General features: G+C 71.2%; 17 protein-coding genes. 11 read left to right on the forward strand and 6 right to left on the reverse strand.

Features of this window, described 5'->3' with window-relative positions:
- Positions 1 to 13 precede the first annotated feature (13 nt).
- The 3 genes from ACTIE5_RS18050 to ACTIE5_RS18060 are packed head-to-tail and all read right to left on the reverse strand — an operon-like array spanning position 14 to position 3,022.
- Positions 14 to 823: an aspartate/glutamate racemase family protein gene (locus ACTIE5_RS18050; RefSeq protein ID WP_439551099.1), complete on the reverse strand. Its 810-nt coding sequence runs from the start codon at positions 821 to 823 to the stop codon at positions 14 to 16.
- A 1-nt stretch (position 824) separates the two neighbouring features.
- A complete protein-coding gene (locus ACTIE5_RS18055; RefSeq protein ID WP_439551100.1) occupies positions 825 to 1,568 on the reverse strand; it encodes an SDR family NAD(P)-dependent oxidoreductase in 744 nt (247 codons plus the stop codon).
- On the reverse strand, positions 1,565 to 3,022 hold the full coding sequence (locus tag ACTIE5_RS18060; protein WP_439551101.1) for an FAD-binding protein: 1,458 nt from the start codon (positions 3,020 to 3,022) through the stop codon (positions 1,565 to 1,567). The genes ACTIE5_RS18055 and ACTIE5_RS18060 overlap by 4 nt, the downstream gene beginning before the upstream one ends.
- 133 nt (positions 3,023 to 3,155) lie before the next feature.
- On the opposite strand from ACTIE5_RS18060, the gene ACTIE5_RS18065 reads away from it, so the two are divergent.
- From ACTIE5_RS18065 to ACTIE5_RS18090, 6 genes are all read left to right on the forward strand, one after another.
- Positions 3,156 to 4,085, forward strand: a complete 930-nt coding sequence (locus ACTIE5_RS18065; protein ID WP_439551102.1) for a LysR family transcriptional regulator — start codon at positions 3,156 to 3,158, stop codon at positions 4,083 to 4,085.
- Between the two features lie 76 nt (positions 4,086 to 4,161).
- Positions 4,162 to 6,123: an alpha/beta hydrolase domain-containing protein gene (locus ACTIE5_RS18070; protein ID WP_439551103.1), complete on the forward strand. Its 1,962-nt coding sequence runs from the start codon at positions 4,162 to 4,164 to the stop codon at positions 6,121 to 6,123.
- A gap of 79 nt (positions 6,124 to 6,202) precedes the next feature.
- Positions 6,203 to 7,489 carry a 3-isopropylmalate dehydratase large subunit gene (locus ACTIE5_RS18075; protein ID WP_439551104.1) on the forward strand — a complete coding sequence of 429 codons (1,287 nt, stop codon included), beginning with the start codon at positions 6,203 to 6,205 and terminating at the stop codon, positions 7,487 to 7,489.
- Positions 7,486 to 8,022 (forward strand): hypothetical protein, encoded by a 537-nt coding sequence (locus tag ACTIE5_RS18080; protein WP_439551105.1) that lies wholly within the window; start codon positions 7,486 to 7,488, stop codon positions 8,020 to 8,022. Before ACTIE5_RS18075 ends, ACTIE5_RS18080 begins: the two co-directional genes overlap by 4 nt.
- Positions 8,019 to 9,002 carry a Bug family tripartite tricarboxylate transporter substrate binding protein gene (locus tag ACTIE5_RS18085; RefSeq protein WP_439551106.1) on the forward strand — a complete coding sequence of 328 codons (984 nt, stop codon included), beginning with the start codon at positions 8,019 to 8,021 and terminating at the stop codon, positions 9,000 to 9,002. Before ACTIE5_RS18080 ends, ACTIE5_RS18085 begins: the two co-directional genes overlap by 4 nt.
- 10 nt (positions 9,003 to 9,012) lie before the next feature.
- Positions 9,013 to 10,002, forward strand: coding sequence for an NADPH:quinone reductase (locus tag ACTIE5_RS18090; RefSeq protein ID WP_439551107.1), 990 nt, complete (start codon positions 9,013 to 9,015; stop codon positions 10,000 to 10,002).
- Here the strand turns inward: ACTIE5_RS18090 and ACTIE5_RS18095 are convergent.
- Together ACTIE5_RS18095 and ACTIE5_RS18100 are read right to left on the reverse strand one after the other, a co-directional pair.
- Positions 9,991 to 11,340: an 8-oxoguanine deaminase gene (locus ACTIE5_RS18095; RefSeq protein WP_439551108.1), complete on the reverse strand. Its 1,350-nt coding sequence runs from the start codon at positions 11,338 to 11,340 to the stop codon at positions 9,991 to 9,993. The genes ACTIE5_RS18090 and ACTIE5_RS18095 overlap by 12 nt on opposite strands.
- Positions 11,337 to 11,747, reverse strand: coding sequence for a group II truncated hemoglobin (locus tag ACTIE5_RS18100; RefSeq protein ID WP_439551109.1), 411 nt, complete (start codon positions 11,745 to 11,747; stop codon positions 11,337 to 11,339). The genes ACTIE5_RS18095 and ACTIE5_RS18100 overlap by 4 nt, the downstream gene beginning before the upstream one ends.
- Positions 11,748 to 11,872: 125 nt before the next feature.
- Between ACTIE5_RS18100 and ACTIE5_RS18105 the strand changes: the two genes are divergently transcribed.
- Positions 11,873 to 13,069, forward strand: coding sequence for an MFS transporter (locus tag ACTIE5_RS18105; protein ID WP_439551110.1), 1,197 nt, complete (start codon positions 11,873 to 11,875; stop codon positions 13,067 to 13,069).
- Here ACTIE5_RS18105 and ACTIE5_RS18110 read toward each other — a convergent pair.
- Positions 13,058 to 13,909 carry an HpcH/HpaI aldolase/citrate lyase family protein gene (locus ACTIE5_RS18110; RefSeq protein ID WP_439551111.1) on the reverse strand — a complete coding sequence of 284 codons (852 nt, stop codon included), beginning with the start codon at positions 13,907 to 13,909 and terminating at the stop codon, positions 13,058 to 13,060. The two genes, ACTIE5_RS18105 and ACTIE5_RS18110, sit on opposite strands and share 12 nt — an antisense overlap.
- Positions 13,910 to 14,210: 301 nt before the next feature.
- Here ACTIE5_RS18110 and ACTIE5_RS18115 point away from each other — a divergent pair, with 301 nt between their 5' ends.
- The 4 genes from ACTIE5_RS18115 to ACTIE5_RS18130 form a co-directional block, all read left to right on the forward strand.
- Positions 14,211 to 15,023 carry a hypothetical protein gene (locus ACTIE5_RS18115; RefSeq protein ID WP_439551112.1) on the forward strand — a complete coding sequence of 271 codons (813 nt, stop codon included), beginning with the start codon at positions 14,211 to 14,213 and terminating at the stop codon, positions 15,021 to 15,023.
- Between the two features lie 47 nt (positions 15,024 to 15,070).
- Positions 15,071 to 16,195, forward strand: coding sequence for a PstS family phosphate ABC transporter substrate-binding protein (locus ACTIE5_RS18120; protein WP_439551113.1), 1,125 nt, complete (start codon positions 15,071 to 15,073; stop codon positions 16,193 to 16,195).
- 19 nt (positions 16,196 to 16,214) lie between these two features.
- On the forward strand, positions 16,215 to 16,949 hold the full coding sequence (locus tag ACTIE5_RS18125; RefSeq protein ID WP_439551114.1) for a hypothetical protein: 735 nt from the start codon (positions 16,215 to 16,217) through the stop codon (positions 16,947 to 16,949).
- Positions 16,950 to 17,009: 60 nt separating this feature from the next.
- Positions 17,010 to 17,357 (forward strand): hypothetical protein (locus ACTIE5_RS18130; protein ID WP_439551115.1); only part of this gene is annotated, 348 nt, incomplete at its 3' end.

The following is a 17,357-nucleotide window of genomic DNA, read 5'->3' on the forward strand; positions in this document are numbered from 1 at the left end:
CCGATTGTTGCGCTCAGCCGCCGACGCGATCGATGCCGTAGAATTTGAGCAATTCCTTGACGCGCTCGCGCGGCGGCTTCGCCTGGAAATAGCCGCGGCGGCTCGGCTTCGCGCCAGTGATGCGGCGCATGCCGACCATCATCTCCGCCGCCTTCACCGTCGCCGTCACTGGGTCCAGCACCGGCACGCCATCCACCTCCGTCACGCCGGCCTTGGACAGCAGCAGGCAGAGCGGCGCCTCGCCGGGGATGATCACATCCGCGCCGCGCGCGATCAGGGCGCGCGCATCGGCCTGGAAGCGCGACACCACCTCCGACGGATCACCGGCATAGGCGGCCAGGACGTCGTTGAAGGTGAAGGAGACGGGCTGCGCGCCGACGAAGCGGGACGTCAGCCCCATCCGCTCCACATTGCGTTCCACCGTGCCCGCCATGCCATGGATGAAGAGCAGCACGCCGATCTTCTGGCCAAGCATGGAGGCGGCGAGCATCGCGCTTTCGCCGTAGCCCACTACGGGGATGTCCACCAGGCTGCGGCAATCCATCAGGGAGGGTTCGGGCAGCGTCATCATCGCGAAGGCGTCGAAGCCCTGTTCCTCCGCCGCGATGGCGCCGAGCACGAATTGCTGGCTGTGCAGGGATTGCAGGTAGCTGAAGCTGATGTCGTTGCCGGGATATTCGGTCAGGTAGGTGTTCGGGTCCATGCCATGCATCACCACCTCCGTCCCCGGCGCGCTGGCGCGGGCCAGATGCGCGGCCATGGCATCGGCATAGGCGGGCAGATTGCCCAGCACGGTGAAGCTGTGGTGCCAGATCTTTATCACGTCAGTCGCTCCACATGCCGCCATTGATGTCCAGCACTTCGCCGGTGATGAAGCCCGTGTCAGGCCCTGCGAGGAAGGCGATGGCGGCCGCCACCTCCTCCGCCCGCCCCATGCGGCCCACCGGGATCAGCGCCTGGAGGGCTGCCGGGAAATTCGTCGTCATGGCGGAGGCGATGGGCCCGGGCGCCACCGCATTCACCGTGATGCCATCGGCGGCGAGTTCGCGCGCCAGGAAAGCCGTCATGGCATGGACCCCGGCCTTGGAGACGCCATAGGCGACGTTGCTCGCCCGGTCCTGCTCCGCCGCGTCGATCCAGGGCCGCGCATTGCCGCCATTCTTGCCGATGATGGAGCCGATATTGATGATGCGGCCGCGCCGGTTGGCGCGCATCGCGGGGATCACCGCTTGGCAGCAGAGAAAGCTGCCCTTCAGGTTAACCGCCATCACGCGGTCCCACTCGGCCTCCGGCAGCGTCGCCGCCGCGCCCATCGACACTGTGCCCGCGACATTCACCAGGATGTCGAGCCGTCCGTATTCGGCGACCACGCGGTCGACCATGGCGCGGACCTGCGCCGAATCCGTGACATCCACGGCCAGGTTGAGCGCGTCCTCAGCCGAAGGCGCCGCGCGATCCGCCAGCGCCAGCCGCGCACCCCGCGCCAACAAGGCCCGCGCCGTGGCGCTGCCGATGCCGCCCGCGGCACCCGTCACCAGCGCGACGCGGCCTTCCAGGTTCTGCGTCACAGGTTGCGCCTTGCGGTCGCCGCATCCGCGCCCGCCAGCTTGCCGAAGACCAGCCCCTTCAGCACGGAGGTCGCGCCGGTATAAGTGCCGTAGTACATGCCCACGACCTCACCTGCGGCATACAGGCCCGGGATGGGATCGCCGCCGGTGTCCAGCACCCGCGCCTTGCCGTCCACGCGCACGCCGCCGAAGGTGAAGACATTGGCGGAGATGATGGGATAGGCGTGGAAGGGCCCTGTCACCAGCGGCGTCGCCCAGTTGGATTTTCGTGGGTTCAGCCCACGCGTCGCCAGGCCATCGAGTTGCAACGGCTTCCAGTCACCAGGCACGCAGGCGGCGTTGTACTCCGCCACCGTCTCCGCCAGCGTGGCTTCCGGCAGGCCGACGGCGCGGGCCAGGGCCTCGATGCTCTCGCCCTCGATCGGTGGCTGGTCGGTCCGCAGGCCGAGACGCCAGTTCGGGATATCCCTGTGCCGGGCATCGAGGATCACCCAGGCGATGCCGTCGCGCTGATCGTAGATGCGGCGCGTCACGCGTTCATAGGTGGCGTCCACCGTGCCCGGTGATTCATCCACGAAGCGGCGGCCTTCCTTGTTCACCAGGATGCCGTAGGGGAAGAGGAAGACGGAGGGCTCGGCGATCGACGACCGCGGGTCGATCGGCTCCGCATGGTAGCTGCCGAAATCGCCGCTCGGCGCCGCACCGATATCGAGGGCCATGCGGATGCCCTCCCCCCGGTTGAACAGCCCGCCCTTGCAGATCGTGCGCAGGAAACTGGATCGCGGGCCGAGGTAGCGGGTGGACATCTCCGCATCGCCCTCGAACCCGCCGCAGGCGAGCGTGACGGGGCCGTGGAAGCGGACATTGCGGCCCGCACTCCGCGCCACCAGGCCGGTGACGCGGCCTTCATCGTCCTGGATCAGCTTCTGCGCCGTGGTCTCGTAGCGGAATGCCACGCCGAGTTCCTCCGCCCGCTTCGCCAGCGCCTCCACCAGCGCGGCGCCACCACCCACGGGCAGCAGGCGGGGCTGGGACTTCGTCAGGAACTGCGTCGGCAGGAAATCGAAGCGCACGCCCATCGTCTTCAGCCAGGCGATGGTCGGCCCGGCCTGGTCGGCGAATTCCTGCACCACGTCGGGGTCGATCATCGACAGCGCGCGCGCATGGCCGGCGCGGTCCGCCATGGGGCGGGAGACTTCGGGGGCAAGGTCCGGGTCGGCGTAGGGCAGCGCGCCATTCTCGGCCAGGTGCGTCTCGAAGTCGTCGGTGACCTCGGTCTCGCTCTTCATGCGGAGATAGGCTTCGGTGTAGCGGCTCTGCCCGCCCCGTTCAGCGCGCGGCGCGCGTTCCAGCACGACGACGCGCGCGCCCTGCTCGGCAGCCGCCACGGCGGCGGACAGCCCCGCCACGCCGCAGCCCGCCACCACCAGGTCGAATCCCTCCCCCGCTGCCATGTGACCGGCGCCGCTCCCCTTGGCTTGGACCGGCGCAGGGTTCACCCGTGGCGGCCGGAGGGCAACGGCGCAGCATCAGGCTACGGCCGAATACAGCCTTCGGCTTTTCCGAATAATGCGATAGGCTGCGCGCATGGACAGATTGCGCGCGATGGAGGTCTTCGTGGCGGTGGCGGAGGCGGGCAGCCTCGCCGGCGCGGGAACCCGGCTTGGCCTTTCCGCCCCCACCGTCACGGCGCAGCTCCAGGCGCTGGAGGCGCATCTCCGCTGCGCGCTGCTGCATCGTTCCACGCGCAGCCTGCGCCTGACACCGGAAGGTGAGGCCTTCCTGCCCCGTGCCCGCGCCATCCTGGGCGCGATGGAGGAGGCGGAGGCCGGGGCAGGCGGCGATGCAGCGCGCGGCGTGCTGCGCGTGCAGGTGCCGATCGCCGTCGGCCACATGGTGCTGGCGCCGGCGCTGGCGGCCTTCGCCGCCGCGCATCCCGGCTTGCGCGTGGTGACCATCCTGGGGAACGATGTGGACAGCCTGGCGCGGCGCGGCATCGATGTCGCGATCCGGATGGATGAGGTGGAGACAGGCGATCTCGTCGCCCGCCCCGTCTATCGCAGCACGCATGTGGTCTGCGCCGCGCCGGCGTTCCTGGCACGACATGGCGCTCCGCCGCATCCCGGCGCCATCGATCCGGCGCAGGGCCTGGCCTGGGTGGCGGATACGGGCGCCGCGCCGCGCGCCTGGCGCTTCCAGCGCGGGGCCGAACGGGTGGTGGTGGAACCCGCGGGGCCGCTGGCCTTCAACAGCAGCGACGCGCTGCTGAACGCGGCCGCGCAGGGCGGCGGCTTCTGCTACGTGCTCGGCCTGCTGGCGCATGCGCATCTGCGGGATGGTCGCCTGCGCGCGGTGCTGGAGGATTGGGAGACGGAAGCGCAGGTCTTCTACGTTGCCTATCCCAAGGCGCGCTTCACCGCGCCCAAGGTGCGCGCCTTCGCCGATTTCGCGGCGCGCGTCTTTCCCGACCACCTGCGACAGGCACCGGCATCGCCGATCCGCATCCGGCGACGATGAGCGGTTGCCAGCGCGGCGGGAGTGGAGGACGCTTTCGCCAGCGCGCCACCGAGATGCGCGCAGTGGAGGAAGTCGCATGAAACGCACGCTGCGGGCCTGCATGCTCGCCGGCGGGATCGGGGCCATCGCCTCCCCCGCCCTCTCGGAAGTGATACGGTTCGAGGTGCTGGAAAGCGTGCCCGCCTTCCAGGGCCGGAGCTTCGAGGGGGTGGGCACCTATCTCCGCATCACCGGCCGCGCCACCATCGCCGTGGACCCCACTGATCCACGCAATGCCGTGATCGCGGATATCGAACGCGCGCCGCGCAACGCGCAGGGGCGCGTGGAAGCCACGGCGGATGTGGTGGTGCTGCGTCCCGCGGACCCCGCACGCGGCAATGGCACGCTGCTGGTGGATGTGCCCAATCGCGGCACCAAGCTGGCGCCGCAGCTCTTCGACGATGTGGCGCAGCCCGGCGCGACGCGGGCTGAACAGGCCGCGGATGCTGGCATCGGCTTCCTGCACCGGCAGGGCTACGCCATGGCCTGGATCGGCTGGCAGGCGGACATTCCTTCCCGCCCCAACCAGCTGGCGATGACGGCACCTGTGCTGACTGGCATTACCGGACCATCCCGCGATGAATTCATCTTCGACCACACGCGCAATCCCGCGACGGCGACGCTGACCTGGCCCATCGCGGATGCGGCGAGCCTGGCCGTCACGGTGCGCGGCCATTGGGCGGATGCGCGGCAGACGCCAGCCGCCATGGCCATCCGCGCCACCGGCCCGCGCAGCGTGGAGATCACGCGCCCCGCCAGCGGCTTCGATGCGGCGGCGCTGTATGAGGTGACCTACACCGCGAAGGATCCGATCGTCCTCGGCCTGGGCTTCGCCGCCACGCGCGATGTCGCGGCGTTCCTGCGGCGGGATGGCAGTGCGGCCAACCCGCTGGCTGCGCAGGGGCGTTCCACGGTTCGGCGCACCATCGGCTTCGGCGTCTCCCAATCCGGACGCTTCCTGCGCGACTTCCTCTGGCAGGGCTTCAACGAGGACATGCGCGGCCGCATGGTCTTCGACGGTGTCATCCCGCATATCGCGGGCGGGCGGCGCATGGCGACGAACTACCGCTTCGGCAATCCGGGGCGGAATGCGCGCCACCCGCAGGACCCGGCCTGGCAGGCGGATACCTTCCCCTTCACCTATGCGGCGATGCGCGATCCGCTGTCCGGCCGCACCGATGGCATCCTGATGCGCTGCCGGCTGAACGGCACCTGCCCGAAGATCATGCACACGGACAGCGAGCATGAATGGTGGGCCTCGCGCGCATCGCTCATCGTCACCGATGTCGCGGGCAACCACATCGACCTGCCGCCGGATGTGCGGGCCTACATGGTGGCGGGCACGCCGCATTACGCGCCTCCCGCCGACAGCGTCCGCCGCGCGCCGACGATGGCGCTGCCGACCAACCCCATGCACGCCGGCCCGCCGATGCGTGCGCTGCTGGTGGCGATGGAGGCCTGGATCGCGGAAGGGGTGGAGCCGCCCGCCAGCCGCGTGCCGATGCGCGCCCATGGCACACTGGTGGAAGCGGCGCAGGCCGTGCCCGCTGGCATCCCCGGCCTGCCCTATGCCGGCATCTACACCGGCGCCGCCATCTCCGACCAATCGGTGCTGCCACCGCGGCTGATCGGGGAATACCCGGTCTTCGTGCCGCGCGCGGATGCCGATGGCATGGCGATCGCCGGCATCCGCATGCTGCCACTCGCCGTGCCGCGCGCCAGCTATACCGGCTGGAATCCCCGCGCGGAGGGCTTCGGCGCCGGCACGCTGTTCCCGCTGCAAGGCGCGGTCTCCCCCTTCGCCCCGACGCGGGAAGCCCGCCTGGCGGCGAATGATCCGCGGCTTTCGATCGCGGAACGCTATGCCGACAACGCGGCCTATGTCGCCGCCGTGCGCGCGGCGGCCGATCGCGCCGTGGCGGAGCGGCTGCTGCTGCCGGAGGATGCCCAACGGGCGGTGGAACGCGCGCAGGCAGGAACCCTGGCGCAACTGCCCTGAGGGGCCGATGGACACTCCCCGGTGGCGGGCATAAGGTCATAGTGCTGGCCTAATGGCCCGCCACCAGGGGAAACACCGCATGGCCATCGCGCCGCGCAGCGTCGCGCAGAAGATCATCGCCCGCGCCGCCGGCCTACCGGCGGTCGAGGTCGGTGACTACGTCACCGTCTCCCCGGACTATGTCGCCTGCCAGGAACTCTTCTGGCCAGGCCACAAGCGCAACCTGGAACGCATCGGCGTCGATCGCATCCCGCGCCCGGACAAGGCGATCATGGTGATCGACCATTCCACCAGCGCGGCGATGGGATCGCACCACCATGAGACGCACCGGACGCTCCGCGACTGGTGCGCGCAGCAGGGGATCGAGACCTTCTTCGGCCCCGGCAATGGCCTGCGCCACCTGGTGCTGACGGAACGCGGCTTCGCACGGCCGGGCACGCTGATCTTTTCCGATGAGGGCAACATCGCCTCCATCGGCGCATTGGGCGCGCTGAACCTGCCGATCTCGACGGAGGTGATCGTGGCCCTGATCCAGGACGGCAACTGGATCGCGGTGCCACCATCGGCGCGCATCACGCTGACGGGCAGGCTGGGCTTCGGCGTCGGCGCGCGGGATGTGATCCAGACCATCCTGCGCGACCAGACCACGAACAGCGCGCTGCTGCAGGCCTGCGTCGAATTCGCGGGCGACGGCATCGCGACGCTGTCGCTGGATGAGCGGGAGACGATCCTCGCCAGCCTGTTCCACAGCGGTGCCTATACCGGCGTGATGCCGGTGGATGACCTGGTGCTGCGCTACGTCGAACAGCGCGCGGCGGGCCGCCTTTGGCAGGTTGTGGAGGCCGACCCTGGCGTGCCCTACATCGCCGACCTCGCCTACGACCTTTCGGCCATCGCGCCCATGGTGACGCTGCCGCCGGACCTCCACGCCGCCGTGCCGGTCGGCGATGTGGCGGGCCAGCGGATCGACCAGGCGACGATCGGGTCGTGTTCCGGCGGGCGGCTGGAGGATATGCGCATCGCGGCCGGGCTGCTGCGCGGGCGCCGTGTGGCGCCGCATGTCACGCTCTACATCACGCCAGGCAGCCGCAACGTCTATGCCGCGGCTGCGCGGGAGGGGCTTCTGGAAATCTTCGCGGAATCGGGCGCCACGGTGCTGGCGCCGGGCTGCACCACCTGCTGGGGCTACCAGGGCGTGCTGAACGACCATGAAGTGCTGATCTCCACCCAGCAGTTCAACTATGCCGGCCGCAACGGCGCACGCAGCGCGCTTGTGCACCTGGCCGGCGCGGCGGTGGTCGCGGCCTCCGCCATCGAAGGGCGCATCGCCGATCCTCGGCCGCTGATGGCGGAGGCGGGGCCATGACGCCTCGTGGCCGCGCCTGGGTCTTCGGCGATGACGTATCCGGCGACGACGGCATCATCGAATTTGCCATCATCCGCGACGGCTTCGGCAAGGAATTCGACGAGGACGCGTTGCGCGCCATGTGCTTCCGCCGCCTGCGTCCGGAATTTCCAGCGGCGGTGCAGGCGGGCGACATCGTCGTCGGCGGGCGCAACTTCGCCCATCACAACCATGTGGAAGTCAGCGTCGCCATCCGAGCCTCCGGCATCGCCGTCGTGGTCGTGGAGTCCTGCGATTCGGGCTTCCTCCGCCGCGCCCTGAATGTCGGTCTGCCCGTGATGATCTGCCCCGGCATCCAGGGCGCGGTACGGGATGGCGATGTCATCGCCGCCGATCCCGCCACGGGAATCGTCACCCTGGCCGATGGCAGCACGCGACAGTCAAAACCTTTCTCCCCCCGCATGGTGCAGATCTGGCGCGCCGGCGGCACCATCCCGCTGCTGGTGCGCGAATTCGCCGAGCGCCGCGCGCAATCCGAGGAAACCATGCCATGACCACCCGCCGGACCCTGATGCTGGCCGCCGCCGCCACCCTCGCCGCGCCTTCGCTGCGCGCGCAGGCGCGCTTCCCTGACCGCCCCGTGCGCATCGTCGTGGGCTTCCCGCCCGGCGGCAATGTGGATTTCACGGCACGGCTGCTGGCGCCCACGCTGTCGGCTGCCCTCGGCCAGCCGGTCGTGGTGGATAATCGCGCGGGGGCGGGCGGCATCGTCGGCACGGAGCATGTCGCGCGATCCCGCCCGGATGGCCATACGCTGCTGCTGGGCTCCACCGGCCCGCTTTCCCTCTTCCCCGTCGCGATGGCGCAACTGCCCTACGACACGCTGCGGGATTTGGCGCCGATCGGGATCTGCTACCGCGTACCCATCGTGATGATGGTCTCCCGCCAGGTCACGGCGCGGAACCTGGCGGAGTTCGTCGCAGCGGCGAAAGCGCAGAAGGGCCAGTTCTCCGCCGGCACCGCCGGCATCGGCTCCGGTGCGCATCTCGCGATCGAACTGTTCAACGCCGGCACGGGGGCGGATCTCGTGCATGTGCCCTATCGCGGCACCGGTCCCGCGATCAACGACCTGATCGCCGGCACGATCCCGGTGGTGTTCGACCAGCTCTCCTCCGCCCTGCCGCTGCATGCCGATGGCCGCGCGCGCATCATCGCCGTGGCCTCCGCGAACCGTGCCGCGCAGCTGCCGGATGTGCCGACGCTGCGGGAGGCCGGGCTGGTTCAGCAGGAACTCACCACCACCCTCGGCCTGCTCGGCCCCGCGGGGCTGCCCGCCGATGTGGTGGAGACGCTCCGCGCCGCGCTGGCCCGCACCATGCATGACGCCACCACCAGGCAGCGGCTGGAAAGCCTCGGCGGCGCCATCCCGGCTGCCGAGGCCATCACCCCCGCCAATTACGCACGCGTGATCCGGGAGGAGATGGAGACCTCGCGCGAGGCCGTGCGGATCGGCAATATCAGGCTGGACCAGTAGGGACATCACGATGCGCGCAGCCTGGTATGAGCGGACAGGACCCGCGAGGGAGGTGATCGTGGTCGGCGAGATGCCGACGCCGACGCCAGGCCCGGGCGAGGTGCTGGTCCGCCTCGCCGCCTCCGGCGTCAATCCGTCCGACTGGAAGGCGCGGGGCGGCAGCCGGCCGATGCTGGCGCCGCGGATCATCCCGCACAGCGACGGCGCCGGCACGATCGAGGCAGTGGGCGATGGCGTCGATCCCGCGCGGATGGGCGAGCGCGTCTGGGTCTGGAACGGCCAGTGGCAGCGGGCGCTGGGCACGGCGGCGCAGTATATCGCGCTGCCCTCGGCGCAGGCCGTGCAACTGCCGGCGAATACCAGCTTCCAGGCCGGGGCCTGCTTCGGCATCCCGGCGCTGACAGCCTGGCGCGCGGTGCAGATCGATGGCGGCGTGGCCGGGCAGCGGGTGCTGGTGGCGGGCGGTGCGGGTGCGGTCGGGCACTACGCCATCCAGATGGCGAAGCTGCTGGGCGCCGCGCAGGTCATCGCCACCGTGAGCAGCCCTGGCAAGGCGGCGCATGCGAAGGCGGCGGGCGCGGATGCCGTGATCGACTACAGGACGCAGGACGTTGCCGCGGCGGTGAAGGAATTGACCGGTGGCCATGGCGTGGATCGCGTGGTGGAAGTGGATTTGGCCGCCAATGGCGCGCTGCTGCCGACCATCATCGCGAAGGACGGGCTTTGCGTCTGCTACGGCAGCGGCAAGGCGGAAGCGGCGCTGCCCTTCTTCCCGATGATCCTCTCCGGCGCCGCGGTGCGCTTCTTCATCGTCTACGGCCTGCCCGACGCCGCCCGCGCGGAGGGGCTGGCGACGATGACGCGGTGGCTCGAAGCGGGCGCGCTGCAGCACGCCATCGGCGCCGTCATGCCGCTGGAAGATTGCGCGGAGGCGCATGACCTCGTTGCGCGCGGCGAGGTGATCGGCAACGTCGTCCTCGACTGCGCCTCAGCCCTGTAGCAGCGCCGCCGCGGCCGCGCGGTGACGCGCGGCATGGGCGCGCTCATCCAGCGTCAGCAGCCGCCCGTCCCGCACCACGACGCGGCCATTGATGACAGACAGTGCCGCGCGGGCCGGCGCGCAGAAGACCAGCGCGGCCACGGGGTCGGCACCCGCGCCGGCGTGGTCGATGCCGCCGAGGTCGAAGGCCACCAGGTCAGCCGCCATCCCCGGCACCAGCGCGCCGATATCGTCGCGGCCCAGCACGCGGGCACCGCCCAGCGTCGCGATTTCCAGCGCGTCCCGCGCCGTCATCGCCGCGGGGCCGTGGCCGACGCGCGCCAGCAGCATCGCCTGGCGTGCCTCCCCCAGCATATGCGCGCCGTCATTGGAGGCCGATCCATCCACCCCGAGCCCGACCGGCACGCCCGCGCGGCGCATGGCCGGGATGGGCGCGATGCCCGAGGCAAGGCGCATGTTGGAGCATGGGCAATGCGCGACACCCGTGCCGGTGCGCGCGAACAGCGCGATGCCGGCCTCGTCCAGCTTCACGCAATGGGCGTGCCAGACATCGGGGCCGACCCAGCCCAGTTCCTCCGCGTACTCCGCCGGCGTGCAGCGGAACCGCTCCCGGCTGAACACCACGTCCTTGTCATTCTCCGCGAGGTGCGTGTGCAGCCGAAGGCCGCGCGCCCGCGCGAAGCCCGCGGCGTCCCGCATCAATTCCCGCGTGACGGAGAAGGGGGAGCAGGGCGCGATGCCGATGCGCAGCATGGAAAGCGGTGCGGGGTCATGGAAGCGCGAAACCACGCGTTCCATGTCCGCCAGGATCGCGGCCTCATCCTCCACCACCGCATCCGGCGGCAGCCCGCCCTTGGACTGGCCGAGGCTCATCGCGCCGCGCGTGGGATGGAAGCGGATGCCGACCTGGTGCGCGGCCTCGATCGTGTCATCCAGCGTACAGCCGTTCGGGAAGATGTAGTGGTGGTCCGCCGCCGTGGTGCAGCCCGTCAGCACCAGCTCCGCCATCGCCGTCGCGGCCGCGATGCGCAGCGCATCCGGCGTCATCCGCGCCCAGACGGGATAGAGCGCGCCGAGCCAATCGAACAGCTCCGCATCCTGCGCCGCCGGCAGGGCGCGCGTCAGGGACTGGTACATGTGGTGGTGGGTGTTCACCAGGCCAGGCATCAGGACATGGCCGGCGAGGTCGATGCTGTCCGCGGCCACGGGCGGGGCTTCGTCGGCGGCGCCGACGGCGGTGATGACGCCGCCCTCGACATGCACCCAGCCGCCCCGCAATTCGCGGCGGGCGGCATCCATGGTGAGCACGACATCGGCGCCGCGCAACAGCAGGCTCATGCCCCATCCTCCCGGTTGCGCATGTGCAGCGCCATGGCCATGACCTTAGGCAGCACGGCGTCGGTCAGCGCCGCATCGGTCACCTGTTCCGCCCAGGCCTGGCGGAAGCAGGCGATCCAGCCCTCGATCTCCGCCCCCGCGATCGGGGCGTGCAAATGGCGGGCACGCAGCATCGGCGCGCCGCGCGTCTTCAGGAACAGCGGCGGGCCGCCGAACCAGAAGGAGAGGTATTCGAACAGCCGCTGCTCCGACTGCGCCAGGTTTTCCGGATGGATGGCCCGGCAGGCGGCGGCTTCCGGCAATTCGTCCATCAGCGCGTAGAAGCGCCGCGTCAGGCGGCGCAGCCCATCCTCCCCGCCCAGCAGGGCGTAGGGGGATTGGGGGGAGGTCACGTGGTCGGCGGTCATCCGCCCATCATGCCGGGCCGCATCATGCCGGGGAAGCGGGCCAGGGCGAAGCCTGGCGCGGCTTCCGGCCCCCACGCGCCGCGCCTATCCTGGGCACAGACACAGGGAGCGTCCGGCAAGGCATCATGGCCGTCGCAATTCCACGCCTGCTGCTGGTCGTCCTGGGCGCGATGTTCATGCAGCAGACCTGCGCCGCGCTCGGCCGCAACCTGCCCTCCATCATCGCGCCCGCCATCATCCTGGATCTCGACCTCGATCCCGCGCTGGCGGGGGTCTATGTCGGGCTGGCCGCGGCTTCCTCCCTGGCCTTCCAGATGGGCTGCGGCGGCTTCATCCTGCGCTGGGGCGCGCTGCGGATGAGCCAGCTGGCGCTGGTGATGCTGGCCATCGGGCTGGCTGCCGCGGCGGTCGGGCCGCTCATCTTCTTCGCGATCTCGGCCATCATCGGCGGTGGCGGCTCGGCGGTCTCCACCCCGGCCAGTTCCCACCTGCTGGGCCGCTATTCGCCGCCCAAGCAGGCACCGCTGGTGTTCTCCATCAAGCAGACGGCGGTGCCGGCGGGGCTGCTGCTGTCCGGCCTGGTCGGGCCCTGGCTGACTGCCTGGCTCGGCTGGCGGGCGGCGCTGGAGATCGCGGCGCTGTTCTGCCTGGTCTTCGCGGTGGCGCTGCAACCGCTGCGCGCGACCTTCGACGGGGACCGCATGCCGGGCCGCAGCTTCAAGGTCAGCGACCTGTGGCTGTCCGGCCTCGTCGTGTCGCGCAGCCCGGCCTTGCGCAACCTCGCCTTCGCCTGCTTCGCCTTCAATGGGCTGCAGACCGTCTTCATCGGCTTCTTCGTCATCTACCTCACGCAACTCGGCCATGGGCTGGCGACGGCGGGTGCCGTCTTCTCCCTCGCCATGGTGGTCGCGGTGCCGGCGCGCATCTTCTGGGGCTGGCTCGGCAGCGGACGCGTGGCGCCACGGATGCTGATGGGCGCGCTGTCGCTCGGCATGGCCGTCAGCACCGGGCTGCTGGGCTTGTCCGGCGCCGGCTGGCCGCTCGCGCTCTTCGCCACCGTCGCCATCGGCATCAGCCTGACGGCGATGTCCTGGCATGGCGTGCTGCTGTCGGAAGCCGCGCGCCTGGCGCCGCCGGGCATGAGCGGCGCAGCCACGGGCGGCGTGCTGTCCAGCGGGCAGCTCGGCGCGCTGATCCTGCCGCTGACCTATGCGCTGGTGCTGAGCCTGACCGGCCAGCATGGCTGGGGCTTTGCCGCCTGCGGGCTGCCGGCCCTTGTCGTCGGCATCGCCCTGCTGCGGCGCCCCGCCCTACGCGATTGAGGCGAGCAGCGCCCGCGCCTGGTCCAGGTGCAGCCGCTCCACCATCTGGCCATCCAGGTTGATGACATTGGCGGTGGCGTTGCCGGGCTGGTCGAAGGCGGCCACCACCTGGCGCGCCCAGGCCAGTTCCTCCTCCGACGCGCCGAACAGCGCATTGGCGGGGCCTACCTGGCGGGGATGGATCAGCGTCTTGCCATCGAAGCCCATGGCGCGGCCCTGTCGGCACTCGGCCTCGAAGCCGGCATCGTCGTTGAAGTTGTTGTAGACGCCATCGAGGGCGGAGAGGCCATAGGCCCTGGCCGCCAGCACCACCTGCGACAGCCAGGACAGCATCGGGGCGCGGTCCCCGCCCGCGCGCACGCCCGTCATCTTCGCCAGGTCGTTCGGCCCCACGGCCAGCGCCTGGAGGCGCCCGGCTTCCGCCCGGGCGGCGATCGCCGCCACGGCCAGGATGGCGCGCGGCGTCTCCACCATGGCGAAGATGCCCATGCCGGCGGGTGCCCCCGCCTCCGCCAGCGCCTGTTCCACCGCCATGACCTCGGCCGCGCTTTCGGTCTTGGGCAGCAGCACGGCATGGGCACCGGCGGCCACCGCCATGCGGATGTCATCCGCCACCAGCGCGCTGCCCAAAGGGTTCACCCGCACCACCAATTCCCGCGTCCCATAGCCGCCGGCGCGGATCGCCGCCGCCACCTGGTCCCGCGCCATCGCCTTCTGGCCGGCCGCCACCGAATCCTCGAGGTCGAAGAGGATCGTGTCGCAGGCGATGCCCCGCGCCTTGTCGAGCGCACGGGCATTGGAGCCCGGCATGAACAGGGCGCTGCGGCGGGGCCTCGGCATGGCGTCAATTCTCGTCGGCGGTGATGCGTGCCAGTTCGCCCCCCTGGTCCCGGTGGTCAAGGCCCGGGCGAGGGCGGATTCGCGGCGGCGGGGCCCTGGACAGGTACCGGGTCGAAAATGGTGCAGTGCGGCGCCGGGCTTAATCGGCGGGTAAGGGGCGGCAGCGCATGGTGCGGCCTCCGAACCCGCATCGCCCAGCACCGGAAGACCCGTGTCAGCGCAGCACCGCCCCCCCAGCCCGCGGCTTCTGACCATGCCGGCCCCGGTCAACGGGCCGCCGGCGGGATCGCACCCGCGCTTTGTGCCCCCGCTGGTCGTGCCCGCGCTGGCCTTCGGCGGCGGCGTGGCAGTGGCGGTCATCGCCGCCCTGGTGCTGCGCGCCCCCGCACCCGCCGCGGCGGAAGCCAGGCCCAGCCTCCTCCAGGTGGAGGCCACGGTCGCCCCGGCGCTGGACGCGGCCCGGCGGGCGGAGGTGCAGGCGGAACGCGCGGAGACGCAGGCCGGCCGCGCCGAAGCCGCGGCGCAGCGGCTCGAAGGTGCGCTGGCCCAGCGAGGCCCGCAGGGCGACCGCTTCCTGGCGGCGGCCCTGCTGCTGCAATCCAGCATCGCCACGCCCCGCCCCTGGCTGCGGGAGTTCCAGACCATGGCGGACCTGGCCCCCGCCGGCGCCCTGCCGCGCCCGGTGGCGGAGGTGCTGATGAGCCATGCCGCGCGCGGCCTGCCATCGGAGCCTGAATTGCGAGAACGCTTCGCCGCGCTGATGCCGCAGCTCATCGCCCGCGCACCGCAGCCCGGCGGCCTGCTGAACCAGGGCTTCGGGATGCTGCGCGGGGGCTTCGCCGCCATCGGCCTCGCGGCACCGCCGCCGCCCTCCGACCAGGAGGTGGCGATCAGCGCGGTCGCGCAGCAATTGCGGCGCGGCAACCTCGCCGGCGCGGTGGCGGATGCGGCGGCGCTGGATGCCGGGTTGCAGCCCTTGCTGGCGGGATGGCTGGCGCAGGCGCGGGCGCGCCTCGCGGTGGAGCAGGCGGTGCAGGAAACCCTGCTGCGAGCGCTGTCCGGCCCGGCCGCGCAGCCCGCGGCCGCCATGACGCCACCGGGCCGGCCCTCATGACCCTCCCCTTACCCTCCATGCCCCCATCCTCCATGAAGGAGAAGCCCGTGCGACGGACCTTCCTGCCGATGATCGCCGCCCTTGTCGCGCTGGGCGCTGCCGGCGCGTCGGCCCAGACGGGGTCGGGGCTCGGGTCGGGGTCGGGCGCGGCGCCTGTGCCCACGCCGGCGGGTGCCGCAGCCAGCAGCCTGACGCTGCGCGATCGCCTCATCATCGTCAGCTCCGGCTCCTCCGCCGGCATCGCGCAATTGCTGGCGCAGAATTTCGCAGAGCGTTTCGACGGCGCCAATCTGCCGCATCTCCGCGCCATCGGATCCAGCCAGGCACTGGAAATGTTCTGCGCCGGCACCGGCGTGCAGACGCCGGACATCGCCGTCACCACCCGCCGCATGCCGCGCGCCATGGTGGAGAACTGCACCGCCAACGGGGTGCGGGACATCGTCGAGCTGCAGATCGGCCTCGGTGCCGTGGTGCTGGCGGCGCGGCGGGGCGAAGTGCTGCCCAGTGTCAGCTCCCGGCAGGTCTGGTCGGCGCTGGCGGCGGAACAGCCGGTGGAGGGCGAGTTCGTTCCGAACCGCTTCGGCAGCTGGGCCGATATCGGCCCCGGCCTGCCCCGCCTGCCGATCCGCGTCATCGTCCCTGCCGCGGGCAGCGGCACGCGCATGCTGTTCGAGGATCTGATCCTGGAGGCGGGATGCCGCCACGTCCGCGACATCCGCCTGATCTTCGAAGCCAGCTACCGCCACGGCAAATGCGTGACGCTGCGCAACGACAGCGCGGTGATTCCGGTGCCCGCCACGGATGTGCCCGCCCGGCTGCTGGCCGCGCCCCCCGGCACGCTGGCGGTGATGAGCTACGACCAGCTGGTCGCCAGCGGCGGCAACTTCCTCGCCGTCACGCTGGATGGGGACCTGCCAACGGCGGCCAGCATCGCGAGCGGCAGCTATGAGCAGTCGCGAACCTACTACCTCTACGCCAAGCGCCAGCACGGGCGGAACGTGCAGGGCGTGGGCGTGGTGCGCGGGCTGCGGGAATTCCTGAACGAGGCCAGCAGCGAACAGGCCGGCGGGCCGGGCGGCTACCTCTCACTCGCCGGGCTGGTGCCCTTGCCGCCCGCGGATCGCGCCGCCCAGCGCCGCATCGCCGAACGCCAGATGCTGATGTCCCGCTGACGCCGGAGGAATGCCGACCATGCACGCGAAAGCCCCTGCCCTGATGGGCATCGCCCTCTCGGCCCTGCTGATGCTGCCCGCCGCCGCGGGCGCGCAGACGGCGCCCGGCGCGGCGCATGTCCCGCGCACCGTGGTGACGGTGCCGCTGCAGGACCTGCCCTCCGGCGACACGCTCGGCGACCGGGCGGAACGCCTGTGGGCCGGCATCCTGGAGACCTTCGGCTTCGGCCTCAGCACCAGCAGCTTCATGCGCCGCCCCGCCCATGCCGCCCAGGACCAGGCGCGGGAGGACTTCACCTGGCTGATGGATGTCGCGGGCTACAAGCTGAAGGAAATCGAATCCGCCGTCAGCCTCTTCCCCAGCCTCAGCCTGACCTTCGGCCAGGCGCGCGAACTGACGGAGGGCGACCGCGACTACCTGGAGCGGATGCTGGAACGCCATGCCCGCGCCAATCCCGGGCCCCTGTCCGCGATCCAGCGCACCATCGTGCGCGGCATCATGGATGCCGGGGAGATCGGCGGCTTCACCGTGGACAAGGTGGAGGTGGACCTGTTCCCCCTGCCCAAGGTGAAGCTGGTGCTGACCCCCACCGATGCACCGCTGGGTGTCGAGGCCAGCCGCATCATGCGAGCGATCGAACGCCTGAACCAGCGCGTGCAGGGCGCGCTGCCCCGCACCCAGGGCCAGGGGTTCGAGGCACCGTCCCCCAACCCCCGCGGCCCGGCGCTGCGGCCCGCCACGCTCGATTTCTGAACCCCATCCCGCGCGCGCCAGAACGGTGCGCGGCTTCCAGGAAGGAAGGCAGCCATCCCGATGACGATGACCGACACCGCGGGCCGCGCCCGCTTCACGGAACTGGTGAAGCTGCAGACCCAGGGCCGCCGTTTCCTGGACCGCGACCAGGAACGCAAGCTGCTGGAGGAAGGGCTGACCCGATATGGCCTGTCGCTGGAGGAAGCGCAGGGCCTGCTGCGCGGCGCCGCGCAGGACGGCGACGTCGCCATGGAAGCGGAACTCGGCACGTCATCCCGCCAGTTGCTCCGCACGCTGGCGGATCGCCGCAACCGCGTGGCGCGGGACGACTTCACCCGCGCCGTCGCCTTCTACCGCGCCCGCGCGGGCGGGGAGCTGACGGATACGGAAGCGCGCCGCCGCGTGAAG

Origin of the sequence: Falsiroseomonas sp. (assembly GCF_051859025.1) — a bacterium.
GTDB lineage: Bacteria > Pseudomonadota > Alphaproteobacteria > Acetobacterales > Acetobacteraceae > Falsiroseomonas.